A 26880-nucleotide genomic window follows, 5' to 3' on the forward strand; every position below is an offset into this window, starting at 1 on the left:
TAAAAAAGGGAAAGCCTTGGCTTTCCCTTAATCATTTACGTACTGCTAATCACTTAACGCGCATTAAACGTCTAAGTTAGCCACGTTCAATGCGTTCGCTTCGATGAACTCACGACGAGGTTCAACTTGATCCCCCATCAAACAAGTGAACAACTGATCGGCACCCACGGCATCATCAATCGTGACTTGCAACATACGGCGTGATTCAGGATCCATTGTAGTTTCCCACAATTGCTCAGGGTTCATCTCACCCAATCCTTTATAACGTTGAATGTATAAGCCGCGTTTGGCTTCAGAAATCGTCCAATCTAGCGCTTCAAGGAAGCTGCCGACTTCTTTCACACGTTCGCCGCGTTGCACATAACCGCCTTCTTCAATCATGCCATCTAACGCCGCACCTAACTTGCCGATGCGTTGATAGTCACTTGATTGGAAGAAGTCATAAGTAAACAGATAGTTAGTATCGATACCGTGTTTACGAATAGTGATCTTAGGCAAATACACTTTACGCTCAGGATCGAGAATCGGCTCAGCAGAATACAGTACGCCACTGCTTTCCATTTCCACCAGCTCATGGATAAAGGCATCGATCCACTCTTTCATCTTGCCTTCATCGGCCAACATCTCGTTGGTGATCATTGGGTGGTAAAGCATACGGTTAGTAATGTGCGTTGGGTAGCGTTGCTCTAAACGGGCAACAATCGCTTCCACTTCACGATACTGAGTCACTAAACGCTCTAACGGCTCACCTGACATACCAATCGCACCTTGCGTTGGGTACACAATAGTGCCATCCAATGCTTGAGTCGTAAGATATTGAGTCAATGCAGGCTCGTCTTTCAAATACTGTTCTTGCTTGCCCTTTTTCACTTTAAATAGTGGTGGCTGAGCAATATACACATAACCACGTTCAATCAATTCAGGCATTTGACGGAAGAAGAAGGTCAACAGCAAGGTACGAATGTGCGAGCCGTCGACGTCAGCATCCGTCATGATGATGATGTTGTGATAACGCGTCTTATCTGGATTGTATTCGTCACGACCAATACCACAGCCAAGCGCCGTGATCAGTGTGGCCACTTCTTGAGAAGACAACATCTTATCGAAGCGGGCCTTCTCAACGTTTAGAATTTTACCTTTCAGTGGCAGAATCGCTTGGTTCTTACGGTTACGTCCCTGCTTAGCGCTACCGCCAGCAGAGTCACCTTCCACTATGTAAATTTCGGAAAGACCAGGGTCCTTCTCTTGGCAATCGGCCAGCTTACCTGGCAAACCACCTAAATCTAGCGCGCCTTTACGACGAGTCATTTCTCGGGCTTTACGCGCCGCTTCACGGGCACGGGCCGCATCGACAATTTTACCGACAATCAACTTAGCATCGGCTGGGTTTTCCAACAGATAATCGTTCAGCTTCTCACCCATGGTTTGTTCAACCGCAGATTTCACTTCACTCGAAACTAACTTATCTTTAGTTTGTGAGCTGAACTTAGGATCGGGCACTTTAACAGAGATAACGGCGGTCAAACCTTCACGGGCGTCATCGCCTGTCGCGTTAGTTTTGCCTTTTTTGTTATAGCCTTCGTTTTCCATGTAGTTGTTTAAGTTACGCGTTAAGGCGCCACGGAAACCCGCTAGGTGAGTACCACCATCACGCTGTGGAATATTGTTGGTAAAACAGAAAATATTTTCTTGATAACCATCATTCCACTGCATCGCCACTTCAACGGTAATACCATCCTCACGCTCTTGCATAAAGTGGAATACGTCTTTATTGACGGGAGTTTTATTACGGTTCAAATAATCAACGAATGCGCTAATCCCGCCTTCGTATTTGAAGAATTCATTCTTGTTGTCACGTTCATCAACTAAACGAATACCGACGCCTGAGTTCAGGAATGACAGTTCACGTACACGTTTTGCCAAAATTTCAAAGTGAAACTCAACATCGCTGAAGGTATCTTCACTTGGCCAAAAACGGATTTCAGTACCGGTTTTAGTCGCATCACCAATCTCTTTGATTGGCGCATCAGGCACACCGTGGGTATAAAACTGCTCGTACACTTTGCCCGCACGGCGAATAGTCATTTGCAGCTTTTTAGATAAAGCGTTTACAACCGAGACACCCACACCGTGGAGACCGCCAGACACTTTATAAGAGTTATCGTCGAACTTACCACCGGCATGCAATACCGTCATGATAACTTCAGCAGCCGATACGCCTTCTTCCTCATGGATAGAAACCGGAATACCACGGCCGTCATCTTTAACAGAAACCGAACCATCGACATGGATAGTAATGGTAATATCGCTGCAGTGGCCGGCTAAGGCTTCATCGATAGAGTTATCGACTACTTCGAACACCATATGATGTAGACCCGTACCGTCGTCGGTGTCACCAATATACATCCCAGGTCTCTTACGTACTGCATCAAGGCCCTTAAGGACCTTAATACTCGAAGAATCGTAACTATTCTCTGACATATTATTCTCTCAATGGTTATTCAATTACCGTTACACGTCCGTGTTCCACATGGAACATCCTACTGGGAGGTGTGTGTAACGAATCGACTATTGCTGCAGGCTCAATGGCAGTGACAAACACTTGTGCACCTGTATCCACTAACTGCTTTAGCAATAGCTGCCTATGCTGTGCATCCAACTCGGATGGAAGATCATCCACAAGATAAATACTGTGTTTATCTATTTGTTGTTTGAGCAACTTTCCCTGTGCAATACGCAGTGCACAGACTAATAATTTCAATTGACCACGGGACAGGGCATCCTGCGCCGGCAAAGTGCCTACACGAAGTCTAAGGTCAGCTTTATGGGGACCGCTGACGGTATGACCTGTGGCCAAATCTCTGGAATATTGGTTTTCGAGTAGTTCTGCAAAATCCGTTTTACTATCCCAGCCGCGGGTAAATGAAACCTTCACATCTACACTCGGTAAAAACTCCCCGATTATACCCTTAAGTAGCTCATTTAACGAGTCTACATAATGGTTTCGTATTTCAGTAACCTGCTCGGCATAACGCACAAACTCTTGGTCCCAAAATTGAATATGGCTATAAGCTGAACCATTCCTAAGTAATTGATTTCTTTGTTTAAGAACGCGGCGAACATTCGTCCAAGCGCCATAAAACTGTGGGTCAGCATGAAATGCGCCCCAATCGATAAATTGTCGACGTGATTTTGGGCCTTCAAACAGCAGCGAAAAGCTTTCAGGCGTGATCACTTGGATAGGTAAGGTTTCGGCTAAAGTCGACAGACGTTTGACTTTTTCACCATCGATTCTTACTTCAGTCTCACCACTGCGAAATCGGCGTAAACCGATTTTACTGTCACCGCGCGCTAAATTTAAGGTCGCAAACAGGGTTAACTTATCGTCGTCGTTATTAATCACTCGCTGGGATAAATGGCTGCGAAACGAACGCCCCATACCGAGGAAATATATCGCCTCAAGAATACTGGTTTTGCCACTGCCATTTTGGCCATAAATCAAGTTAATCCCAGGTGCAGGGATTAACTGTGCGGACTGAATGTTGCGAAACGCTTCGATATTGAGACGGGTCAGGCTCATGCATTACTCATTAAGCCGCGTAAACGGCGAAGGCAAGGATTCATAACACTTAACAGGCAACTCAATCGCTGCCACAGGCTAAGGCTATCGGTAAATGAGTGAAGGAATGGCCAATGCTGCGTATTAAACACTGTGCCGCAATTAAGCGGCATAGCTATCGGAGACTGAGCTACAGACACGGGTAACGTAAAAGTCGATGGTTTATAAGCGCATCGGCATAACCACATACATGGAATCTTCTTCCAAATGGTTTTCGATTAAGGCGCTGGAGTTACCATCAATGAGCGTAATACGCACATCATCGGACTTTAGGTTGTTGAGTACGTCGAGCAAATAACTGACGTTAAAACCAATTTCTAAGGCTTGGTTGTTATATTCCACATCGATGATCTCTTCCGCCTCCTCCTGTTCAGGATTGTTAGCGGTGATCTTGAGCAAACCATTTTCGAGTTGAATACGCACACCACGGAATTTTTCGTTCGATAAAATCGATGCACGGGTCAGCGCTTGCTTCAGGTGATTACGACTCGCAATCACGATTTTATCACCGCCCTTTGGCAATACACGGCGATAATCAGGGAAGCGGCCATCAACTAATTTACTGGTAAATACAGTGTTAGCCGTAGTGGCACGAATGGCATTATCACCAATGGCAATCGCAATATCGAGATCGTCCGACTCCAATAAACGCGCCATTTCCATTACGCCTTTGCGCGGAACAATGACTTGTTTTTCAGGTAATTGTGCTTCAATCGTGCGGTGGCTTAAGGCTAAACGGTGGCCGTCGGTCGCAATAGCGCGCAATACGTTACCTTCAGTTTCAAACAATAAACCGTTGAGGTAATAACGCACATCTTGGTTAGCCATCGAAAATTGCGTTGAGTCGATAATCGACTTCAATACGCCCTGCTTTAAGCTAAATTCAATCTCAGCTTGGAAGGCTTCAACGTTAGGATATTCTTCTGCGGGCAAGGTCGCTAAGGAAAAACGGCTACGGCCCGAACGCAGCAACCATTTATTATCTTGTTGTTCGACTTTCAGTTCGCTTTGTTCTGGCAAAGATTTAACAATATCGAGCAGCTTTTTAGCCGGAACCGTAGTACGACCTTCTTCAATATCACCGTGAACCACAGCTTGGCCCACCAGTTCAACTTCTAAATCTGTACCAGTCAGCTTAAGTGAGTGACCACTTACTTCTACAAGGAGGTTAGACAAAATGGGCAAATTATGGCGTCTTTCTACCGCACCACACACCAATTGCAACGGCTTTAATAGGGCATCCCTATCAATGGAGAATTTCATAGTGTCCAAATTCCTTGTTCTAAGAAGATAAGGTTCTAATCAAATTAGCATAATCTTCTTTAATGTCGTGGCTCTCTTCCCGTAGCTGAGCAATCTTACGACAGGCATGCAACACTGTGGTGTGATCTCTACCACCAAAAGCATCACCAATTTCCGGCAAGCTTTGGTTAGTTAATTCTTTGGATAACGCCATTGCCACTTGTCTAGGCCGCGCGACACTGCGTGAACGGCGCTTAGACAACATATCAGCCATCTTGATCTTGTAGTATTCAGCTACGGTTTTCTGAATATTGTCTATAGTGACTAATTTTTCTTGAAGTGCCAAGAGGTCACGTAAGGCTTCACGAACAAAATCAATGGTAATTGGTCGACCCGTGAAGTTGGCGTTGGCGATAACGCGGTTTAACGCCCCTTCTAGCTCACGCACGTTTGAACGTAAACGTTTAGCAATAAAGAAGGCCACTTCATCGGGCAAGTTAATGCCGCTCTCTTGGGCTTTACGCATCAAAATCGCCACGCGGGTTTCTAACTCTGGTGGCTCAATAGCCACAGTTAAACCCCAACCAAAACGCGATTTCAATCTGTCTTCAACACCGTCGATCTCTTTTGGATAACGATCTGAAGTCAAAATAATTTGATGATTCCCCTCCAGCAAGGCGTTGAAGGTATGGAAGAATTCTTCTTGGGATCTGTCTTTATTAGCAAAAAATTGAATATCATCGATAAACAAGGCATCGACGCTACGGTAGTAACGTTTAAATTCTTCGATCGCATTGTTTTGTAGCGCTTTAACCATGTCTTGAACAAAACGCTCGGAATGCATATAAACCACTTTAGCATTCGGATTATTTTTAATGATCCCGTTACCGACAGCGTGCAACAAATGAGTCTTACCTAGACCTGTTCCGCCATATAAGAATAATGGATTATAAGCACCACCTGGATTTTCAGCCACTTGCAACGCCGCAGCCTTACCTAATTGGTTCGACTTACCTTCTACGAAGTTATCAAACTGGTAGCTTGGATTGATGTTACTGCGGTGATTCGCGTTCGCCATCGGCTCGGCTTGGACGTTAAACGTCGTGCCTACCGTCGCTTTTGTTTGCGTATTTGCGACTCGAGTTGGCGCTATAGGTGCTGGCACACTTGGCTTTTTCGCCGAAGGACGACTACCTATATCGAAGCGCAATTTAGGTGCATCGCTGCCCATCTGCTCAGTAAAGAACTGATTAATGATATTGATGTACTTATCTCTGACCCAATCAAGCACGAAGCGGTTGGGCGCATACAGCACCAGAGTATCTCCATCCATTTCGGCTTGTAACGGTCTGATCCACATACTGAACTGCTGAGCAGAAAGCTCATCTTGCAGTCGTCCGATACATTGTTGCCAAAGTGAAACAGCCACTTAGTTATCCCCAAAAGATCATCAAAAAAGAGGTGTATTCTATAGCGAGATCTCAAGGATCGCTATCCTTAAAAAATATTTATCCCCAGCGAGATCATTCTATGTGGATATCCTCGATCATCAAAGATCCAAAACGATCCTTTTATTCAACACTATCCGCAAATCCTGCTTTATTAAGCGATCCACATTGATCTATAATGGCGCCCCTTCGATCGGCTCGAAGATCCCCTGCACTACTATATGTAGTGTCCGTACACAGAGTTATCCACATCTTATGGTGTATTCAGGGGGTTGATCTAAGGATACGCTGGCAGAAATAAAGCACTTACTTACTTTCGTTGTTGACGTGACTAAGTATTGTGATTACAATTCGGCCTCTTTTTTGCCCTTACCTCTATCCTAGAGATAAGGATATGTTCACTAATTAACAAAGACGGATTGCCATCATGAGTAAACGTACTTTTCAACCTAGCAACCTGAAGCGCAAGCGTTCTCACGGCTTCCGCGCTCGTATGGCTACTGTAGGCGGCCGTAAGGTGCTTGCACGTCGTCGTGCGAAAGGTCGCGCTCGTTTATCTGCTTAATAAGTAGGTAACTAGTTGACTAGCTATACCTTTTCGCGGGAGTTACGTTTGTTAACTCCCGCGCAATTTAAATCTGTATTTTCCAATCCCATCAAAGCATCTTCTGCTGAAATTACCTTGCTCGCTATTCCTAACACGGAACAACATCCGCGTATGGGCCTTACTGTTGCCAAACGCTATGTAAAACGCGCCAATCAACGTAACCGTATTAAGCGCGTGATCAGAGATAGTTTTCGCTTAAATCAACACGACATTCCTCATCTTGATATTGTTGTGCTTGTCAGAAATGGCGTGATGGAAATGGAAAACGCTGAAATCAACAAATTGATAGAAAAGCTATGGCGCAAACTCAGTCGCCGCTACAATGGCTAGCGACCACGTTAATTCGTGGCTATCAAGTATTCATAAGCCCTATACTGGGCCCTCGATGCCGTTTCAATCCCACCTGCTCTCACTATGCTATTGAAGCAATAAAAGTGCATGGAACCGCGAAAGGTTGTTGGTTTGCATTGAAACGCATATTAAAATGTCACCCTTTACATCCCGGCGGTAGTGATCCCGTCCCCCCTAAAAATGACAGGTGTAATAAATAGGCTATGGAATCTCAACGCAATATATTGCTCATAGGACTACTGTTTGTCAGCTTTTTGCTGTGGCAACAGTGGCAAGCAGACAAAGCTCCTAAACCCGTTGCAACCGAATCGTCCTTAGTGGCGAACGCGGCAAGCTCACACAGTGCCGATGTTCCAGAAGCTGATACAGGTGTTCCTGCTGCAGCAGTTACTGCAAACAGCAAACTGATTACGGTAAAAACAGATCAGTTAGACATTCAGATCAATCCAGTGGGTGGTGACATCGTTTTTGCTGCGTTAGTTTCGCACAAAAAAGAACTAGAGAAAGATCAACCATTCGTATTGCTTGAGCAAACGAATGATTTCACTTATATCGCTCAAAGCGGCCTAATTGGTCGCGATGGTATCGATAGCAGCGCAAAAGGCCGTGCCGCATTTAGCACAACGGCAACTGAATATACCTTAGCCGAAGGCCAAGATACCTTAGAAGTACCGTTAACTTATATCGCTGACAATGGTGTGACTTACACTAAAGTGTTCGTATTCCATCGCGGTAAGTTCAACATAGATGTTGACTATAAAATCAACAACACTTCAGCAGCACCACTGCAAGTTCAGATGTACGGTCAGATTAAACAAACGATCAAGCCATCTGAAAGCAGCATGATGATGCCTACCTATCGTGGTGGTGCGTTCTCAACGAATGATGTGCGCTATGAAAAATACAACTTTGACGACATGGCCAAAAGTAACCTGAACCAAGCCACTTTAGGCGGTTGGGCAGCCATGTTACAACACTATTTCGTTTCAGCTTGGGTGCCACCCGCAACTGACAGCAACACTATTTTCTCTAGTGTCAGTGCGGGCGGTTTAGCCAATATTGGTTTCCGCGGTGCGGTATATGATATTGCACCTGGTGCAACCCAAGAAATTAGCTCACAGTTCTATGTCGGTCCTAAGGATCAAAAAGCGCTGTCAGCCATCTCTGATACCTTAAACCTAGTGGTCGATTACGGCTTCCTATGGTGGTTAGCCGTACCAATCCACTGGTTATTGATGTTCTATCAATCATTCGTCGGTAACTGGGGTGTGGCGATTATTCTGATCACCTTAACCGTTCGTGGTTTACTGTTCCCGCTAACAAAAGCGCAGTACACCTCAATGGCGAAAATGCGTAACCTGCAACCTAAACTGACTGACTTGAAAGAACGCTTTGGTGATGACCGTCAAAAGATGGGTCAGGCCATGATGGAACTGTATAAGAAAGAAAAAGTTAACCCTATGGGTGGCTGTTTACCTATTATTTTACAGATGCCAATCTTCATTGCCTTGTACTGGGTATTGTTAGAAAGCTTCGAATTACGTCACGCACCCTTTATGTTGTGGATCCACGATTTATCGGTACAAGATCCTTACTACATACTGCCATTATTGATGGGCGTATCTATGTTTGTGATGCAGAAGATGCAACCTATTGCACCGACTATGGACCCTATGCAAGTGAAAATGATGCAGTGGATGCCAGTAATCTTTACCGTATTCTTCCTCTGGTTCCCAGCAGGTCTAGTACTGTACTGGTTAGTGGGTAACATAGTTGCTATCACGCAGCAGAAGATTATTTATGCAGGTCTTGAGAAAAAAGGCTTAAAATAAGCCTAAGATTTCCAAGACTCTAGCGCATCGTTACAGATTAATGTGAACGCATGACACTAAAAGGCGGCTTAATTGGCCGCCTTTTCCTTTACATGATTTAGTAGATATTAGTTTGGTGGGTATTTCCATGACAACTGACACTATTGTGGCTCAAGCCACCGCGCCCGGACGTGGCGGCGTAGGCATCATTCGAATTTCAGGCGACAAAGCCAGTGATGTCGCTATGGCCGTATTAGGTCATCTTCCTAAAACCCGATATGCCGATTATTGCGATTTTAAAAGTGCATCGGGCCAAGTGATAGACCAAGGCATAGCACTATTCTTTAAAGGACCTAATTCCTTTACTGGCGAAGATGTACTGGAACTTCAAGGCCACGGCGGCCAAATCGTCCTCGACATGCTGATCAAACGGGTAATGGAAGTCGGTGGCATTCGTATCGCAAAACCAGGCGAGTTCAGCGAACAAGCCTTTATGAACGATAAACTCGACTTAACCCAAGCCGAAGCCATTGCCGACCTTATCGACGCTACCAGTGAGCAAGCCGCTAAAAGCGCACTACAATCGCTACAAGGTGAGTTTTCTAAGGAAGTCCATGAGCTGGTGGACCAAGTCACTAACCTGCGTTTATACGTTGAAGCCGCAATTGATTTCCCCGATGAAGAAGTCGACTTTTTAAGTGACGGCAAGATTGCCAATGCTCTCTATAAAATCATCGACAAACTCGACCTAGTGCAAGCCAGCGCTAAACAAGGTTCTATCATTCGTGAAGGGATGAAAGTAGTGATAGCCGGTCGCCCCAATGCCGGAAAATCAAGCTTATTAAATGCGTTAGCGGGTAAAGAGTCGGCCATTGTGACTGAAATAGCCGGTACAACACGCGACGTATTACGTGAACATATCCATTTAGATGGTATGCCGCTGCACATTATTGATACCGCAGGCCTGCGTGATACCACTGATACGGTAGAACAAATTGGTATTGAACGCGCATGGAATGAAATAAACAGCGCCGATCGCGTGCTATTTATGGTGGATGGCACAACAACCGCAGCCGTCGATCCCCATGCGATTTGGCCAGACTTTGTCGATCGCCTGCCCTCCAATTTAGGTGTAACAGTGATCCGTAATAAAGCCGATCTTACTGGCGAAGACTTAATGATGACCGAAGAACAAGGTTATAGCGTCTACCGGATCTCGGCAAAAACAGGCTTAGGTGTTGAAGAATTAAAGCAACACTTGAAGTCACTTATGGGTTATCAGAGTAATCTCGAAGGTGGCTTTATCGCCCGGCGTCGTCACTTAGAAGCCCTTGAACTCGCCGCAAGCCATCTGCAATTGGGTAAAGAACAATTAGAAGTGTATCTAGCAGGAGAACTGCTGGCGGAAGAGTTACGCATGTGCCAATTAGCATTATCAGAAATCACTGGCCGCTTCACTTCTGACGATTTACTCGGCAAGATTTTTAGCTCTTTCTGTATAGGAAAATAACTAACCTTAATATTATTTCCAGATAAATCAGCCCATGCAATATGGGCTGATTTTTTATCTACAACCGAATATTTCCACTCATCGACTAACTCAAGATTCTACGTGGCGGTAATGATCTTGCATTTGATAGGATCTTGCATAAAGCGCAAACATCAATGCCGCCAAGATGGCAAAACCAGCAAAGAAAAACATCTGAAATGCGGTAATGCTGATCCCTGTCTGGGCAATTTGTTCGGTCACAGCTGTGCTTTTCACACTGACGTTCGCTAGTAGCACCCATAAGTTACCTACGGTCACCGATAAGGTCCAAAAACTCATGATAGTGCCTTTCATGGCTTTAGGCGCTTGGCTGTAGGCAAACTCTAGCCCAGTGGCAGAGACTAATACTTCACCAAAGGTGAGCAAAGCATAGGGCACAATCTGCCAAAATATTGATAATACCGAGCCGCCATCCATCGCCAATTGAATGCTACCAACGACTATCCAACTCACGCCCGTGATGGCAATCCCAGCCCCCATTTTACGCAAAGCAGTTAACTTTATACCCATGCGCTCAATCGCCGGATATAACACAAAGTTATTAAATGGGATAAGTAACATAACTAATAATGGGTTTAACGCTTGCATCATGGCAGGTTCAAACCATGCCGGTTTTGACATGTCATTGGCTTGCAATATCCAAGTGGACGCTTTCTGATCGAACAAAGACCAAAAGGGAGTCACTAACGCAAATAAGATTAAGATCCGTAGTACTGAACGCACCCCATCAACGGCGATATCCGGATGGATCCCCCTAGCCCGTTCGAGTTGCAATGAAGCCCCTGCGCCAACAAATCCCATCACGAGCACTAACGCACAGCACAAACCAGCAACGATACCTAAGGTTGGAATATTGACTAAGGCATACGCTGCAGAAATGATCCCAACTAAAGCTAACACTAAACCTATGTTGGCTTGGCCCGCGATTTTAGTGAGCAATGCGGTACGAATAACGGGTAAAAAACCATGAGGATTTTTCGGTTCTGGTGGCATATGCACATAACGTTTGCGGCCTAACCAGAAGAACACAGTTGCAATAAACATCAAGACACCAGGGATCCCAAATGCGACCGCAGCACCATAATATTTCAATAGTAATGGCATAGATAACGAGGCAAAGAAGGAGCCAAAATTAATCGTAAAATAAAACAGATCAAACGCTTTCTGCGCCAATGTTTTATTGGTTTGATCAAATTGATCTCCCATAAAGGAAGAAACCAAGGGCTTAATCCCACCCGATCCGAGCGCAATTAAAAATAATCCCGTATAAAACCCTTGAATGCTGTGTTCAAAAATAGCGAGAAACGCATGACCAACACAGTAAATTAAGCTTAACCATAAGATAGTATTGTATTTACCGAAAAAACGATCAGCAATCCAACCACCGAGTAATGGGAAAAAGTACACTCCAATGACAAAGGAATGGAACACATCCTTAGCCATAGTTCCACGTAGTTCTTCTGGAATAGACAACAAAAGTGCTGTCATCAAGAATGGGGTAAGAATATTCCGCATACCGTAAAAGCTAAAACGTTCACAAGCTTCACTGGCGATGATGTAAGGAATTTGCCGTGGCCACTGGGGCGCATTTACGGGTGTTGTCATAGAACATCCTATTATAATTATTTGATTTAAAATGAAATTAAATTGGTAAATATATTAATTTTGTATCAAGAAGCTAAAGGTAACATGTAAGCCAAACCAACATTATATAAAGGATGCAAAAACTGCAAAAATCACGTATTGCTTCTGTGGTCCGATCCACATTTCCTTTATGATGAACATAATAATAGCCATTGAGCTATCTATTTAATTGAAATTTGTTTTAAAAACAACAACACATTGAGAAATCATAATGGCAAAGATTGAAGTAATAGTTGGCACAACATTGGGCAGTGCAGAGTATGTTGCTGACGAAATGATGGCGCAATTAACGGATCAAGGGCACCAAGTTCAAGTGCATTTAACTCCAACACTGTGCGAAATCGACACCCATGCACTATGGATTATCGTGTCATCTACCCACGGCGCGGGTGATCTTCCAGATAATATCCAGCCCTTTTTCAACGAAATTTCCGAACAAAAACCAGATCTCAGCCAAGTGAACTTTGCCTTATGTGCAATTGGCGACTCAAGTTATGACACCTTTTGCCAAGGCCCTGAAAAACTCATTTCAGCGATTCAAGACTGCGATGCAAAAGCCTTTGTGGATAAGATCCAGATCGATGTACAGCTTGATCCAGTGCCAGAAGACCCAGCGCTTGCATGGTTAGCACAATGGCAACAGGATATTTAAGATCGCTTATTGGATAAGGTCGAGATCTATGTACAGTTTAGATCCTATTTATCCACAATTTACTTATTTAAAGTATAAACATGTGGATAAGGTATTATTTAGATCTGATCAACCTCTGTACTATTCACAGTGCGATCTGCTTAATGATCCGCCTTGTGGATAAGTAGGCGATCTATCCCCATGTTTAATGGCGTTAGATCGCGATCAAATCACAGGATCAAGATCGCGCTAATTAATGATTTATATACTTAATTTGGGTTATACACAGAAAAATGCGATCTTAATAGTAAACATAATAAGAAGATCTATATAAAGATCTTAAGATCTATTAGTCCGGATCATCTCGATCGATCAAGGTAAAATGATCATTCACCTAGCGCAAAGCAAATGCTAAAATACTCGGCTCGTACTGAGTCTCTTAGCAATTGAAGGTAGTGGCATGCATTTTCATGAACGGTTTGATGTTATTGTTGTTGGTGGTGGTCATGCCGGAACTGAAGCCGCGTTGGCAGCAGCAAGAATGGGATCAAAAACATTATTACTAACGCACAATATCGATACGTTAGGACAAATGTCATGTAATCCAGCAATCGGTGGCATAGGCAAAGGCCACCTAGTGAAAGAAATTGACGCCTTAGGCGGTGCAATGGCGATCGCAACCGATTATGCAGGGATCCAATTTAGAACCTTGAATTCAAGCAAAGGCCCAGCAGTACGAGCGACACGTGCACAAGCTGACCGTGCGCTGTATCGTCAAAAAATCCAAAACATATTACAAAACCAACCTAACTTACGTATTTTCCAACAAGCAGTTGATGACTTAATTGTTGAAAATCATCAAGTTGTTGGCGTAGTGACTCAAATGGGATTAGCCTTTGAATCTCCAGCAGTTGTGTTAACAACAGGCACATTCTTAAGCGGCAAAATCCACATAGGGTTAGAAAACTACAGCGGTGGCCGTGCAGGCGATCCACCAGCCATTGCCTTAGCCAATCGTTTACGTGAGTTACCGATCCGCGTGGGCCGTTTAAAAACAGGTACACCGCCACGTATCAATGCAAACACGATCGATTTTTCTCAAATGGCTGAACAAAAAGGTGATTCTCCGTTACCTGTCATGTCATTTATGGGTGATGTCAGTCATCATCCAAAACAAATATCTTGCTGGATCACTCACACCAATGAAAAAACCCATGAAATTATTCGTGGTGGTTTAGACAGAAGCCCTATGTATTCAGGCGTCATCGAAGGTATTGGTCCACGTTATTGCCCATCGATTGAAGACAAGATCCACCGCTTTGCGGATAAATCTTCGCATCAGATCTTCATCGAACCTGAAGGTTTAAATACCAATGAGATCTATCCTAACGGGATCTCTACTAGCTTACCTTTCGATGTACAGTTGAACTTAGTACGTTCGATCAAAGGTATGGAAAACGCAGAAATTGTGCGTCCAGGTTATGCGATCGAATATGATTATTTCGATCCAAGGGATCTGAAAAACTCACTAGAAACCAAAACGATCAACGGGTTATTCTTCGCTGGCCAAATAAACGGTACTACAGGTTATGAAGAAGCCGGTGCTCAAGGTTTATTAGCGGGCATGAATGCGTCTTTGCAAGTGCAAGGCAAAGAAGCTTGGTGTCCACGCCGTGACGAAGCGTATCTTGGGGTGCTGGTTGATGATCTGTCGACTCTAGGTACCAAAGAACCGTACCGCATGTTTACTAGCCGTGCCGAATATCGCTTATTACTCCGTGAAGATAACGCCGACATTCGCTTAACGGCCAAAGGTCGCGAACTTGGCTTAGTCGATGACACTCGTTGGGCGGCATTTAGTGAGAAGTTAGAATCCATTGAACTTGAACTGCAAAGACTGCGTGGCCAATGGGTGCATCCAAATTCACCTTTGATCCATGCGTTGAATCCACATTTGAATACGCCGATCTCACGCGAAGCGTCATTTGAAGAGTTACTGCGTCGTCCAGAAATGGATTACAGCAAGTTAATGCAAATTGAAGGTTTTGGTCCTGGACTTGAAGATCCACAGGCGGCTGAGCAAGTTCAGATCCAAGTGAAGTACTCTGGCTACATTCAACGTCAACAGGAAGAGATCAACAAAGCCGTGCGTAATGAGAACACAGGCTTACCTTTGACGCTCGATTACAAAGAAGTACCGGGCTTGTCGAACGAAGTGATTGCAAAGTTAAATAACCACAAACCTGAAACCATAGGTCAAGCATCACGGATCTCTGGTATTACCCCTGCGGCTATTTCAATTTTGTTGGTTCACCTTAAAAAGCGTGGCTTATTACGTAAGAGTGCGTAAAAGCTAGCTTTATCGCTGCTTAGGTCATAGAAGGGAAGCATTCAGGCTTCCCTTCATCGTTTTCGGGCTTCATAATAGCCTTCGCGTTCATAATCGTATCTTTGTTGAGGTTGCTCAGTGTTATCTGCCCAGTTAGAGGCTTATTTAGCCGAAATTAATTTGCCCGCAACCGCCGAGCAAAAAAAACAACTAATTGATTTTGTTGGCATGCTCAACAAATGGAATAAAGCCTATAACCTGACATCGGTGAGAGATCCCGAAGCCATGTTGATCCGCCATATCATGGACAGCTTAGTGGTTTCAAAACATCTGCAAGGTGAACGTTTTATCGATGTAGGCACAGGACCCGGTTTACCTGGGATCCCGTTAGCGATTATGAATCCCGATAAACAATTTGTGTTATTGGACAGCTTAGGTAAACGCATTCGTTTTCAAAAACAAGTGTCCTTTGAACTAGGCATACATAACATCAGTTCGGTTGAAAGCCGCGTAGAAGCTTATCAACCAGAGCAAAAATTTGACGGCGTATTAAGTCGTGCATTTGCTTCAATCCAAGATATGCTCACTTGGTGCCATCATTTACCTGCCGAACATGGGCAGTTTTATGCCCTTAAAGGCCAGTTGAATGATGAAGAAATGCAACATATTCCAAGTGGATTTGCAGTGAAAGAAGTCATCGAACTTAAGGTGCCTAAACTCGATGAACAAAGACATTTATTGAAAATAATCAAAGAATAACAGGCTTAAAAGTGATGAATAAATCATTTTTAGGTAAGGGCAATAAACCAGCATTTACATACAGGGTGATATTGTGGGTAAAGTGATTGCCGTGGCTAACCAGAAAGGTGGCGTAGGAAAAACAACTACTTGCGTTAACCTCGCCGCTTCGTTAGCAGCAACAAAACGTAAAGTCTTATTGATCGATCTCGATCCCCAAGGTAATGCGACTATGGGTAGTGGTGTCGATAAATATGAGGTCGAAAATACGGCCTACGAATTATTGGTTGAAGAAAAATCCTTCGACGAGATCGTCATTAAAAACACTGCGGGTAAGTATGATCTGATCGCCAGTAATGGCGATGTGACAGCGGCAGAGATAAAACTGATGGAGTTTTTTGCGCGTGAGATCCGTTTGCGTAACGCGCTTGCACCGATAAAAGATCAATATGATTATATTTTTATCGACTGCCCTCCTTCATTGAACATGTTAACTGTGAACGCTATGTCTGCGGCCGATTCTGTGCTTGTGCCTATGCAGTGCGAATATTATGCCCTCGAAGGCTTAACGGCGCTGATTGATACCATCACTAAGCTTGCCGCTATGGTTAACCCTGGGCTTGGCATTGAAGGCATTTTACGCACTATGTACGATCCGCGTAATCGTTTATCTAATGATGTGTCCGATCAGCTAAAACAGCATTTTGGTGACAAGGTATATCGTACTGTGATCCCACGTAATGTGAGGCTGGCTGAGGCGCCAAGTTTTGGTGCGCCTGCTATGTATTACGATAAATCGAGTGCCGGCGCTAAGGCGTATCTCGCGCTTGCGGGTGAAATGATCCGTCGTTCAGAACAACAAACTCAGGCTAAGCAAGCGTAAAGGATCACCATGACGTTAAAGAAAAGAGGATTAGGCAAAGGGTTAGATGCCCTACTGAGTAACAGCCATGCCGCCAGTAAAAAACACACTGACGAAGCTAATGTTGTCGATAAAAAAGAAGAGCTTATCCATCTCGATTTAGACTTATTACAACCGGGTAAGTATCAACCTCGTAAAGACATGTCTCCCGAAGCGTTGGAAGAACTGGCGCACTCTATCCGGAATCAAGGCATTATTCAGCCCATCGTTGTGAGACAAGTGGCAAACGACATGTATGAGATCATTGCGGGCGAACGTCGCTGGCGTGCTTCTCAACTTGCTGGCTTAAATAAAATCCCCTGCATAGTCAAACAAGTACCCGATGAGGCCGCCGTTGCTATCGCTTTGATTGAAAACATCCAGCGTGAAGATTTAAATGCCATGGAAGAAGCCATAGCATTACAACGTTTAATGCAAGAATTTGAACTGACTCACCAACAGGTTGCCGATGTTGTGGGAAAATCCAGAGCGAGTGTATCTAACTTGTTACGTTTAAACGGCTTAAATGAGCCAGTAAAACGTCTACTCGAGTATGGCGATATCGATATGGGTCATGCTCGCGCTTTGTTAGCAATTGAGGGAGAAGAACAAACAAATCTTGCGAGATTAGTGGCCGCTAAGGAATTAACCGTTCGCGAAACTGAACGATTAATTAATCAAACCTTAAATCCGCCTAAACAAGCCGAAACTACGACTAAAGATCAAGATGTTTGTCGTTTAGAGCAGCAGTTAATTGAAAGATTAGGTGCCAAGGTTTCTATCGCTCATAGCAGTAAGGGCACAGGTAAAATTGTAATTAACTATCAGAATCTGGCTGAATTAGACGGAATTCTTAGTAAAATTCATTAATGTCTGTAGATTAACAGTTTTTAATGTAAATTTGTGACAGATGCTAATCTTACATTTTAACTCGTTTGGCGCTAGATCACGTTAAAAGTGTTGTTTTTCCTTATCTCAAAGTTGCAATGAAGGCGTGAAAAGGTATACTTTCGCAAGCTTTTTGTGCATCGACATAAATACGGGTATTTGTCATCCGGTCATCGAAACAAAAAGTATGAGTGCGGAGAGGATGAATTGAGTAAGGTTTTAGCGCGTCGTGGCCGGTGGTCAGCCTATAAATTGGTGATGATGCAGGCGGCGGTCGCTGGGGGTGCTTCAATTCTCTTTTTCGCCGTGTGGGGAGTTCAGTTTGGCTATTCTGCGTTAGCAGGTGGTTCAATCGCTGTGCTCCCTAATTTTGTATTCGCAACCCTCGCTTTCTCCCACACGGGAGCAAGTTCAGCTGCAAAAGTCATAAAGACTTTTTACTGGGGGGAAGCGGTAAAGTTGCTGTTAACCATCGCAATGTTTTCGTTTGTATTTATCAATATTAAGGTCGCTTTTATGCCGCTTTTTGTTTGTTATGTGCTGACGCTAATCGTGCATTGGACAGCTCCTTTATACTTCAAGCAAAGTTAAGTGGGATGAATCATGGCTGCAACTGGTGAAGCGTTAACACCGCAGGGCTATATCCAACATCACCTTACCAACTTAAGTGTTGGTGAAGGCTTTTGGACATGGCACATTGATTCGTTGTTCTTTTCGGTTGGTCTTGGTGTTCTGTTCCTGTGGATTTTCCGCAGCGTTGGTAAAAAAGCGACTTCCGGTGTTCCTGGCAAACTGCAATGTTTTGTTGAGATGATCGTTGAGTTCGTAAATAACAGCGTGAAAGAAAGTTTTCATGGTCGCAATGCTCTGATCGCACCTTTAGCTCTGACCATTTTTGTATGGGTATTCATGATGAACTTCATGGATATGATCCCTGTAGATTGGCTGCCTTACGCAGCAAGTTTAATGGGTATTCCATATCTTAAAGCGGTTCCGACGACTGACGTTAACATTACCTTTAGCTTAGCTATTGGTGTGTTCGTGCTGATTATTTTCTACAGCATTAAGGTCAAAGGTGTGTCTGGGTTTGTTAAAGAATTGACACTACAGCCCTTTAACCATAAGGCAATGATACCCGTCAACCTCCTATTAGAGACAGTTACTTTGATAGCTAAGCCAATTTCATTGGCATTGCGACTCTTTGGTAACTTGTACGCAGGTGAGTTGATCTTCATCCTTATTGCGCTGATGTATGGTACCAACTTGTTATTATCTTCCCTAGGTGTGACTCTGCAACTGGGTTGGTTAATATTCCACATTTTGGTTATCACACTGCAAGCGTTTATCTTCATGATGTTGACCATTGTTTATTTAAGCATGGCGCATGAAGATCATTAAGGATTGCTGAAGAAATTTTAAACTAAATCATCAACTAATACAGATTTAGATACTGGAGATACAGATGGAAACGATTTTAGGCATGACAGCTATCGCTGTTGCTCTGCTGATTGGTATGGGTGCTCTTGGTACTGCAATCGGTTTCGGCTTATTAGGCGGCAAGTTCTTGGAAGGCGCTGCGCGTCAACCAGAAATGGCTCCTATGCTACAAGTTAAAATGTTCATCGTAGCGGGTCTTCTTGACGCCGTAACTATGATCGGTGTTGGTATCGCATTATTCATGCTGTTTACCAACCCACTGGGTGCAATGCTGTAAAAAACGCTTCTGTCTTAACTCTAAATAGGAGGCTGTTGTGAATTTCAACGCTACCCTAATCGGTCAGACGGTCGCCTTTATCATCTTCGTGTGGTTTTGCATGAAGTTTGTATGGCCCCCTTTGATGAATGCCATCGAAGAGCGCCAAAAAAGGATTGCTGACGGTCTAGCTGATGCTGATCGTGCGGTAAAAGACCTGGAGTTGGCACAAGCGAAAGCGACTGACCAACTAAAAGAAGCCAAGGTAACGGCTAATGAAATTATTGAGCAAGCTAACAAGCGTAAAGCTCAAATAGTTGAAGAAGCCAAAACCGAAGCAGACGCTGAGCGTGCTAAAATCATCGCTCAGGGTAAAGCAGAAATTGAAGCTGAACGTAATCGCGTCAAAGAGGATCTGCGTAAGCAGGTTGCTACTCTTGCCATCATGGGTGCTGAGAAGATCCTTGAGCGTTCTATTGATCCAGCCGCCCACAGTGACATAGTTAATAAACTAGTCGCTGAAATTTGATAAGGGAGTTGAGTTATGGCTGAATTAACCACCATCGCTCGCCCTTACGCAAAGGCAGCTTTTGACTTTGCTATTGAACAAGATGCAGTGGATTCATGGGCAGAAATGCTTACGTTTGCCGCATTGGTGAGTGAAAACGAAACCATGCAACCACTGTTAGCTGGCTCTTTAGCCAGCACTAAGCTCGCAGCACTCTTTATTAGTGTGTGTGGTGAGCAAGTCAATGTGCAAGGTCAGAACCTGATAAAGGTAATGGCTGAAAACGGTCGCTTAAAGGTACTACCTGCTGTATCTCAGTTATTTACTGAATACCGTAATGAGTGGGCAAAAGAAGTGGAAGCCGATGTGGTTTCTGCAACTGAGCTGAGCTCTGAACAACAACAGCAGATTAGTATTTCTTTAGAGAAACGTCTCGCACGCAAAGTTAAGCTGAATTGCAGCACTGACGCCGCGCTCATCGCCGGTGTAATCATTAAGACAGGAGACCTAGTCATCGATGGCTCGGTCCGCGGTAAATTATCGCGTCTGTCTGATAAGCTGCAGTCGTAATTGGGAGTTTGAGCATGCAACTGAATTCCACTGAAATCAGCGATCTGATTAAGCAGCGGATCGAGCAGTTCGAAGTCGTTAGCGAATCTCGTAACGAAGGTACTATCGTTGCGGTAAGTGACGGCATCATCCGCATCCACGGCCTAGCCGACGTGATGCAAGGTGAGATGATCGAACTGCCTGGTAACCGTTTTGCAATCGCGTTGAACCTTGAACGTGATTCTGTCGGTGCCGTAGTAATGGGTCCTTATGCTGATTTAGCAGAAGGCGTAAAAGTGAAAACGACTGGCCGTATTCTGGAAGTTCCAGTTGGCCGCGGTCTTCTTGGCCGCGTTGTTAACACTCTAGGTGAGCCAATTGACGGAAAAGGACCTATCGATAACGATGGTTACTCGCCAATTGAAGTTATCGCACCAGGTGTTATTGAACGTCAGTCTGTTGATCAACCAGTTCAAACTGGTTACAAAGCCGTTGATGCCATGATCCCTATCGGTCGTGGTCAACGTGAATTGATCATTGGCGACCGTCAAACTGGTAAAACAGCTATGGCGATCGACGCAATCATCAACCAGAAAAATTCTGGCATTAAATGTGTGTACGTTGCGATTGGCCAAAAGGCTTCTACTATCGCTAACGTAGTGCGCAAGCTAGAAGAACACGGTGCTTTGGCTAACACTATCGTTGTTGTTGCAACTGCTTCTGAAGCTGCTGCTCTGCAATACTTAGCGCCATATTCTGGTTGTTCTATGGGTGAATACTTCCGTGACCGCGGTGAAGATTCTTTGATCGTATACGATGATTTGTCTAAGCAAGCAGTTGCTTATCGTCAGATTTCGTTACTGCTCAAGCGTCCACCAGGCCGTGAAGCTTACCCAGGTGACGTATTCTATCTACACTCACGTTTACTAGAGCGTGCATCACGCGTTAACGCGATTTATGTAGAGAAGTTCACTAAAGGTGCAGTAACTGGCAAAACCGGTTCTTTAACCGCGTTGCCAATTATTGAAACGCAAGCGGGTGACGTTTCTGCATTCGTACCGACCAACGTAATTTCTATTACCGATGGTCAGATCTTCCTTGAGACCGATCTGTTTAACTCTGGCCTACGTCCAGCGGTTAACCCAGGTATTTCTGTTTCTCGTGTTGGTGGTGCGGCTCAGACTAAGATCATCAAGAAACTGTCTGGTGGTATTCGTACCGCACTAGCACAGTATCGTGAGCTTGCTGCGTTCTCGCAATTTGCATCTGATCTTGACGATGCAACACGTGCTCAACTTGAGCATGGTGTGCGTGTTACCGAACTGATGAAGCAAAAGCAATATGCTCCAATGAGCGTAGCCGCTCAAGCTGTGTCTATTTTCTCAGCTGAAAAAGGTTACCTGAAGAGTGTTGAGCTGAACAAGGTCGGTAATTTCGAAGCCGCTCTGCTCTCGTTCATGAACAGCGAGCATGCTCCTTTAATGAAGCTTATCAATGATACTGGTGATTATAGCGCTGATATCGAAGCTGAATTAAAAGCTGGCCTCGACAAGTTCGTAGCAACCCAAACCTGGTAACAATGATAGAGGTGTCTTAAGACACCTCAGGTCCAGATTGGAGAGTAGAGATGGCCGGCGCTAAAGAGATTAAAACCAAGATCGCGAGTGTGAAAAACACTCAGAAGATCACGTCCGCCATGGAAATGGTGGCAGCCAGCAAAATGCGCAGAGCGCAGGAACGCATGGCTGCGAGCCGTCCATATGCGGAAAGCATGCGTAAGGTGATCGGTCACGTAGCGCAAGGTTCTCTCGAGTATAAACACCCCTATTTGGAGGTGAGAGAGGCTAAGCGGGTTGGTTACATTGTTGTAGCAACCGACCGTGGCCTTTGTGGTGGTCTGAACGTTAACCTTTTCAAGAAGGTTGTCGCAGACGTGAAAAGCTGGAAAGCCCAAGGTGCAGAATTTGAATTTTGCCCAATTGGCGCACGTAGTGTGCAGTTTTTCAAAAGCTTCGGTGGACAAGTGTCTGCTCACGCTTCAGGTTTAGGCGATGCTCCAAAGCTCGCTGACTTGATCGGGACAGTCGGTGTCATGCTAGAAGCTTACAACGAAGGCAAGCTGGATCGTCTGTACGTGGTATTTAACAAATTTGTGAATACTATGACGCAGACTCCTGTGATCGAGCAGCTGCTACCTTTGCCTAAATCAGAAGATGATGAAATTGCTCATCGTTGGGATTATATCTACGAGCCAGATCCAAAAGCACTTTTGGATACCTTATTGGTTCGTTATGTAGAATCTCAGGTTTACCAAGGTGTTGTTGAAAACATTGCCTCTGAACAAGCTGCCCGTATGGTGGCGATGAAGTCGGCAACTGACAACGCTGGTGAGCTGATTAACGACTTGCAATTGGTCTATAACAAGGCCCGTCAGGCTGCTATTACGCAGGAACTGTCGGAAATTGTTTCTGGTGCCTCTGCGGTTTAGGTTAGGTAACGAATACAAGTTTTAGAGGATTAATCATGAGCACAGGTACTGTTGTCCAAGTGATTGGCGCGGTTGTGGACGTAGAGTTTCCACAAGATGCCGTACCTCAAGTATATGACGCTCTGAAGATCGTAGGTGAAGGTTCCTGTAATGGTCTGGTGCTGGAAGTTCAGCAACAGCTAGGTGGTGGTGTAGTTCGTACCATCGCTATGGGTTCTTCTGACGGTCTGCGTCGTGGGCTTGAAGTAGTAAACTCAGGTTCACCTATTACTGTTCCTGTTGGTGCCGCCACTCTTGGCCGTATCATGAACGTATTAGGCGAGCCTATTGATGAAGCGGGTCCAATCGGTGAAGAAGAGCGTTATGAAATTCACCGTACAGCTCCTTCATACGAAGATCAATCAAGCTCTACTGAACTATTAGAGACGGGTATCAAGGTTATCGACCTTGTTTGTCCATTCGCTAAGGGCGGTAAAGTTGGTTTGTTCGGTGGTGCGGGTGTTGGTAAAACAGTTAACATGATGGAACTGATTAACAACATCGCTAAAGCCCACTCGGGTCTTTCTGTATTCGCCGGTGTAGGTGAACGTACTCGTGAAGGTAACGACTTCTACTATGAGATGAAAGATTCTGGCGTTCTCGACAAAGTGGCCATGGTTTATGGTCAGATGAACGAGCCTCCAGGTAACCGTTTGCGCGTTGCACTGTCTGGTCTGACTATGGCAGAGAAGTTCCGTGACGAAGGTCGTGACGTACTGTTGTTCGTTGACAACATCTACCGTTATACCTTAGCCGGTACTGAAGTATCTGCACTGTTAGGTCGTATGCCTTCTGCGGTAGGTTATCAACCAACATTGGCTGAAGAGATGGGCGTTCTGCAAGAGCGTATCACTTCAACTAAGACAGGTTCTATTACCTCTGTACAAGCGGTATACGTACCTGCGGATGACTTGACCGATCCGTCACCAGCAACAACCTTCGCTCACTTAGATGCGACTGTTGTACTGTCACGTCAAATTGCTTCTCTGGGTATTTATCCAGCAGTTGACCCATTGGATTCGACTTCACGTCAATTAGATCCTTTGGTTGTTGGCCAAGAGCATTATGACGTTGCTAACGGCGTGCAAACTGTACTGCAACGTTACAAAGAGCTGAAAGACATTATTGCGATTCTGGGTATGGACGAATTGTCTGATGAAGACAAAACAACTGTATTCCGTGCTCGTAAGATTGAGCGTTTCTTGTCTCAGCCTTTCTTCGTAGCAGAAGTCTTTACTGGATCTCCTGGTAAGTACGTTTCTCTGAAAGACACTATCCGTGGCTTTAAGGGTATTTTGAGCGGTGAGTTTGATCACCTGCCAGAACAAGCGTTCTACATGGTTGGCTCAATCGATGAAGTCATCGAGAAAGCGAACAAAAAGAAATAACTAAGTAGTCATACTTAGTTTTTTAAGGAGAACGGGATGGCAGCCATGACAGTACATCTTGATATAGTAAGTGCAGAGAGCAACATCTTCTCTGGTCGTGTAGCGAGTCTACAAGTGACTGGTTCTGAAGGTGAGTTAGGCATAATGCATGGCCATGCTCCTTTGCTGAGTTATATCAAACCTGGCATGGCGCGCATCGTCAAGCAAGACGGCAGTGAAGAAGTGTTTTACCTTTCAGGTGGTATTCTGGAAGTGCAACCTTCTTCTGTCTCCGTATTGGCTGATGTGGTTATGCGTGCCAAAGATATTGATGAGCAAGCGGCATTAGAAGCTAAGCGTCGTGCAGAAGCCCATATGGCAACTGCTGGCGCTGACTTCAATTATGACGCGGCTATGGTTGAGTTAGCTAAGGCTATGGCTCAATTACGTGTTGTTGAAACCATCAAGAAAAACATTGCCAGATAAGGTTATTGTTTGTGAAAAAAGGCGACCATAAGGTCGCCTTTTTTGTGGATGTCATTTGGGTAAGCGTGTATTTGATTTCTTCTTATCACTATCCGCTTCGCTTTTCGATGTGCTTTCCGTTAAAATTGCGCCACTAATACCAATCGTATTAAATATCTGTTCATTCAGCGGGAGTTCAACGCGCTTTAGACAAGGCAAAGGTTTGAAGGCATAGTGGTGCTCTGTCGAAAGCCTTGCGCATTGCCATGAATTTAACATCGGCCGCCCTTTGGGAGCTTCACAGGCATCCCACTCCCGTGTTGCATTGACTTAAAAGGGAATAACCATTTCTGCGTCAATGCGCCTTGGATTGAGATGCCTGTGAGGCTCTGAGCTGATTAGATATTTAATGTGATTGGTATACGACCGTAATTTTTCACCCTCTTGGGTATTTGTTCAAGGATATGGCAATGGTATTAAATGTAGTGATCTTAGCGGCTGGCAAGGGAACACGGATGCGCTCTGATCTTCCTAAGGTATTACATCCCATCGCCCACAAGAGCATGGTGCAACATGTCATAGACACCGCCCACAAAGTGGGTAGCGACGCGATTCAGTTAGTCTACGGTTATGGTGCTGACAAGCTACAAGCCAGCTTAGGTGAGCAACAACTCAACTGGGTATTGCAAGCTGAGCAATTAGGTACGGGTCATGCGGTTGCACAGGCTAGCCCGCATATCGCCGACAATGATACTGTGCTCATTCTTTATGGCGATGTGCCGCTTATACAACAATCAACTCTTGAAGCCTTACTCGCTGCTCGCCCTGAAAATGGTGTGGCCATCTTAACGGTGAATTTAGCCAATCCTATGGGTTATGGCCGTATCGTGCGCGAGCAGGGCAAGGTTGTCGGCATCGTCGAGCAAAAGGATGCCAATGCAGAGCAGCTACTGATTAACGAAATCAATACCGGCATCATGGCTGTTCCAGGTGAACAACTTAAAGCTTGGTTGAGCCGTTTATCGAATAACAATGCTCAAGGCGAATACTATTTAACGGATATTATCGCCATGGCCCACGCCGATGGTATTGAGATTAATACCGCTCAACCCCAATCAGCCATTGAAGTCGAAGGTGCTAACAACCGCGTGCAGCTTGCGCAACTCGAACGTGCCTATCAAGCCCGAGAAGCCGAAAAGCTAATGATTGCTGGCGCTAATTTGCGCGATCCAAGCCGTATCGATATCCGTGGTGAAGTCACCGTGGGGATGGACGTGATGATCGACGTAAACGTCATTTTCGAAGGTAAAGTAGTGATTGGCAATAATGTCAGCATTGGTGCGGGTGCGATCATCATCGACACTGAAATTGCTGATAATGCCGAGATCAAACCTTACTCTATTATCGAAGGCGCTAAGCTCGGCGTAGCCGCCAGTGCTGGGCCTTTTGCCCGTTTACGTCCGGGAGCTGAACTTAAGCAAGATGCCCATATCGGCAACTTTGTTGAGATGAAAAAAGCCGTGTTAGGAGTGGGATCAAAAGCGGGACACTTAGCCTATTTAGGCGATGCGCAAATTGGTGCGGGCGTAAATATTGGTGCGGGCACTATCACCTGTAACTACGATGGGGCGAATAAGCATCTCACTGTGATTGAAGATAATGTCTTTGTTGGTAGCGATACTCAACTGGTGGCACCGGTGACCATTGGTAAAGGGGCTACCTTAGGCGCAGGTTCAACGATTACCCGTGATGTGGGCGAAGATGAGTTAGTCATTACCCGCGTTAAGCAAAAGCATCTTACGGGTTGGCAGCGTCCAGTTAAAACTAAAAAGTAAGTTTATTTAACTCAACTGAGTATCTATAAAGCGGCCATGTGCCGCTTTTATATTTAGTCATCTTTTTGGAATGCTTGATTTGTTTGATTTAAATAAAAATAACAAAAACGACAAAATTAAGCTTGAGTTAATTGAATTGTGATATGTGCAACTTATTGTTTTTAAATATATTTAGATC

26 protein-coding genes are annotated in these 26880 nt (G+C 44.7%); 20 read left to right on the top strand and 6 right to left on the bottom strand.

Translation table 11 applies throughout. The features are described 5' to 3' along the window. Positions 1 to 63: 63 nt before the first annotated feature. From gyrB to dnaA, 4 genes are all read right to left on the bottom strand, one after another. Positions 64 to 2481 carry a DNA topoisomerase (ATP-hydrolyzing) subunit B gene (gene gyrB, locus K5Q99_RS07755; RefSeq protein WP_220776523.1) on the bottom strand — a complete coding sequence of 806 codons (2418 nt, stop codon included), beginning with the start codon at positions 2479 to 2481 and terminating at the stop codon, positions 64 to 66. A gap of 16 nt (positions 2482 to 2497) precedes the next feature. After that, positions 2498 to 3580: a DNA replication/repair protein RecF gene (recF, locus tag K5Q99_RS07760; protein WP_220776524.1), complete on the bottom strand. Its 1083-nt coding sequence runs from the start codon at positions 3578 to 3580 to the stop codon at positions 2498 to 2500. Positions 3581 to 3781: 201 nt separating this feature from the next. Then, complete coding sequence (gene dnaN, locus K5Q99_RS07765) at positions 3782 to 4882, bottom strand: DNA polymerase III subunit beta (RefSeq protein ID WP_106648780.1); 1101 nt, start codon at positions 4880 to 4882, stop codon at positions 3782 to 3784. A gap of 19 nt (positions 4883 to 4901) precedes the next feature. Then, positions 4902 to 6290, bottom strand: a complete 1389-nt coding sequence (gene dnaA / locus K5Q99_RS07770) for a chromosomal replication initiator protein DnaA (protein WP_006083826.1) — start codon at positions 6288 to 6290, stop codon at positions 4902 to 4904. Between the two features lie 446 nt (positions 6291 to 6736). On the opposite strand from dnaA, the gene rpmH reads away from it, so the two are divergent. The 5 genes from rpmH (at position 6737) to mnmE (ending at position 10588) form a co-directional block, all read left to right on the top strand. After that, positions 6737 to 6874, top strand: coding sequence for a 50S ribosomal protein L34 (gene rpmH / locus K5Q99_RS07775; protein WP_006083827.1), 138 nt, complete (start codon positions 6737 to 6739; stop codon positions 6872 to 6874). Positions 6875 to 6889: 15 nt separating this feature from the next. Continuing rightward, entirely contained in the window at positions 6890 to 7246 is a 357-nt protein-coding gene (rnpA, locus tag K5Q99_RS07780; RefSeq protein ID WP_105250802.1) for a ribonuclease P protein component, read from the top strand. Then, positions 7213 to 7467: a membrane protein insertion efficiency factor YidD gene (gene yidD / locus K5Q99_RS07785; RefSeq protein ID WP_006083829.1), complete on the top strand. Its 255-nt coding sequence runs from the start codon at positions 7213 to 7215 to the stop codon at positions 7465 to 7467. Before rnpA ends, yidD begins: the two co-directional genes overlap by 34 nt. Before the next feature lie 3 nt (positions 7468 to 7470). Next, on the top strand, positions 7471 to 9099 hold the full coding sequence (gene yidC / locus K5Q99_RS07790; protein WP_220776525.1) for a membrane protein insertase YidC: 1629 nt from the start codon (positions 7471 to 7473) through the stop codon (positions 9097 to 9099). A 127-nt stretch (positions 9100 to 9226) separates the two neighbouring features. Further along, complete coding sequence (gene mnmE, locus K5Q99_RS07795) at positions 9227 to 10588, top strand: tRNA uridine-5-carboxymethylaminomethyl(34) synthesis GTPase MnmE (protein ID WP_220776526.1); 1362 nt, start codon at positions 9227 to 9229, stop codon at positions 10586 to 10588. Positions 10589 to 10678: 90 nt separating this feature from the next. Here the strand turns inward: mnmE and K5Q99_RS07800 are convergent, their stop codons facing one another. Then, on the bottom strand, positions 10679 to 12232 hold the full coding sequence (locus K5Q99_RS07800) for a POT-type proton-dependent oligopeptide transporter (RefSeq protein ID WP_220776527.1): 1554 nt from the start codon (positions 12230 to 12232) through the stop codon (positions 10679 to 10681). Positions 12233 to 12482: 250 nt separating this feature from the next. Here K5Q99_RS07800 and mioC point away from each other — a divergent pair, with 250 nt between their 5' ends. The 14 genes from mioC (at position 12483) to K5Q99_RS07870 (ending at position 24888) form a co-directional block, all read left to right on the top strand. After that, on the top strand, positions 12483 to 12923 hold the full coding sequence (gene mioC, locus K5Q99_RS07805; protein WP_220776528.1) for an FMN-binding protein MioC: 441 nt from the start codon (positions 12483 to 12485) through the stop codon (positions 12921 to 12923). A 439-nt stretch (positions 12924 to 13362) separates the two neighbouring features. Further along, positions 13363 to 15252 (top strand): tRNA uridine-5-carboxymethylaminomethyl(34) synthesis enzyme MnmG, encoded by a 1890-nt coding sequence (mnmG, locus tag K5Q99_RS07810; RefSeq protein ID WP_220776529.1) that lies wholly within the window; start codon positions 13363 to 13365, stop codon positions 15250 to 15252. Positions 15253 to 15369: 117 nt separating this feature from the next. After that, on the top strand, positions 15370 to 15990 hold the full coding sequence (gene rsmG / locus K5Q99_RS07815; RefSeq protein WP_006083835.1) for a 16S rRNA (guanine(527)-N(7))-methyltransferase RsmG: 621 nt from the start codon (positions 15370 to 15372) through the stop codon (positions 15988 to 15990). A gap of 73 nt (positions 15991 to 16063) precedes the next feature. Then, the gene (locus K5Q99_RS07820) at positions 16064 to 16852 is read left to right on the top strand and encodes a ParA family protein (RefSeq protein WP_012090674.1); all 789 of its coding nucleotides are present in this window, start codon (positions 16064 to 16066) and stop codon (positions 16850 to 16852) included. A gap of 9 nt (positions 16853 to 16861) precedes the next feature. Continuing rightward, positions 16862 to 17740 (top strand): ParB/RepB/Spo0J family partition protein, encoded by an 879-nt coding sequence (locus tag K5Q99_RS07825; protein ID WP_006084765.1) that lies wholly within the window; start codon positions 16862 to 16864, stop codon positions 17738 to 17740. Positions 17741 to 17965: 225 nt separating this feature from the next. Further along, positions 17966 to 18349, top strand: a complete 384-nt coding sequence (locus K5Q99_RS07830) for an ATP synthase subunit I (protein WP_126493379.1) — start codon at positions 17966 to 17968, stop codon at positions 18347 to 18349. A 12-nt stretch (positions 18350 to 18361) separates the two neighbouring features. Continuing rightward, complete coding sequence (gene atpB / locus K5Q99_RS07835; protein ID WP_220776530.1) at positions 18362 to 19156, top strand: F0F1 ATP synthase subunit A; 795 nt, start codon at positions 18362 to 18364, stop codon at positions 19154 to 19156. Positions 19157 to 19220: 64 nt separating this feature from the next. Then, on the top strand, positions 19221 to 19472 hold the full coding sequence (gene atpE / locus K5Q99_RS07840) for a F0F1 ATP synthase subunit C (RefSeq protein WP_006083840.1): 252 nt from the start codon (positions 19221 to 19223) through the stop codon (positions 19470 to 19472). Positions 19473 to 19509: 37 nt separating this feature from the next. Beyond that, positions 19510 to 19980, top strand: coding sequence for a F0F1 ATP synthase subunit B (atpF, locus tag K5Q99_RS07845; RefSeq protein WP_006083841.1), 471 nt, complete (start codon positions 19510 to 19512; stop codon positions 19978 to 19980). Between the two features lie 15 nt (positions 19981 to 19995). Continuing rightward, complete coding sequence (atpH, locus tag K5Q99_RS07850; protein WP_006083842.1) at positions 19996 to 20529, top strand: F0F1 ATP synthase subunit delta; 534 nt, start codon at positions 19996 to 19998, stop codon at positions 20527 to 20529. A gap of 14 nt (positions 20530 to 20543) precedes the next feature. Next, positions 20544 to 22085, top strand: a complete 1542-nt coding sequence (gene atpA, locus K5Q99_RS07855) for a F0F1 ATP synthase subunit alpha (RefSeq protein ID WP_006083843.1) — start codon at positions 20544 to 20546, stop codon at positions 22083 to 22085. A 50-nt stretch (positions 22086 to 22135) separates the two neighbouring features. Beyond that, positions 22136 to 22996 carry a F0F1 ATP synthase subunit gamma gene (atpG, locus tag K5Q99_RS07860; RefSeq protein ID WP_106648794.1) on the top strand — a complete coding sequence of 287 codons (861 nt, stop codon included), beginning with the start codon at positions 22136 to 22138 and terminating at the stop codon, positions 22994 to 22996. A 35-nt stretch (positions 22997 to 23031) separates the two neighbouring features. Further along, positions 23032 to 24423, top strand: coding sequence for a F0F1 ATP synthase subunit beta (atpD, locus tag K5Q99_RS07865; protein ID WP_106648796.1), 1392 nt, complete (start codon positions 23032 to 23034; stop codon positions 24421 to 24423). 36 nt (positions 24424 to 24459) lie between these two features. Next, complete coding sequence (locus K5Q99_RS07870; protein WP_063883851.1) at positions 24460 to 24888, top strand: F0F1 ATP synthase subunit epsilon; 429 nt, start codon at positions 24460 to 24462, stop codon at positions 24886 to 24888. A 51-nt stretch (positions 24889 to 24939) separates the two neighbouring features. On the opposite strand, the gene K5Q99_RS22420 is transcribed toward K5Q99_RS07870, so the two are convergent. Beyond that, the gene (locus tag K5Q99_RS22420; protein WP_246604422.1) at positions 24940 to 25146 is read right to left on the bottom strand and encodes a hypothetical protein; all 207 of its coding nucleotides are present in this window, start codon (positions 25144 to 25146) and stop codon (positions 24940 to 24942) included. A gap of 191 nt (positions 25147 to 25337) precedes the next feature. Between K5Q99_RS22420 and glmU the strand changes: the two genes are divergently transcribed. Further along, entirely contained in the window at positions 25338 to 26702 is a 1365-nt protein-coding gene (gene glmU / locus K5Q99_RS07875) for a bifunctional UDP-N-acetylglucosamine diphosphorylase/glucosamine-1-phosphate N-acetyltransferase GlmU (protein ID WP_220776531.1), read from the top strand. Positions 26703 to 26880: the final 178 nt, after the last annotated feature.

It is taken from the genome of Shewanella hafniensis (assembly GCF_019655335.1).
GTDB classification, from domain to species: Bacteria; Pseudomonadota; Gammaproteobacteria; order Enterobacterales; family Shewanellaceae; genus Shewanella; species Shewanella hafniensis.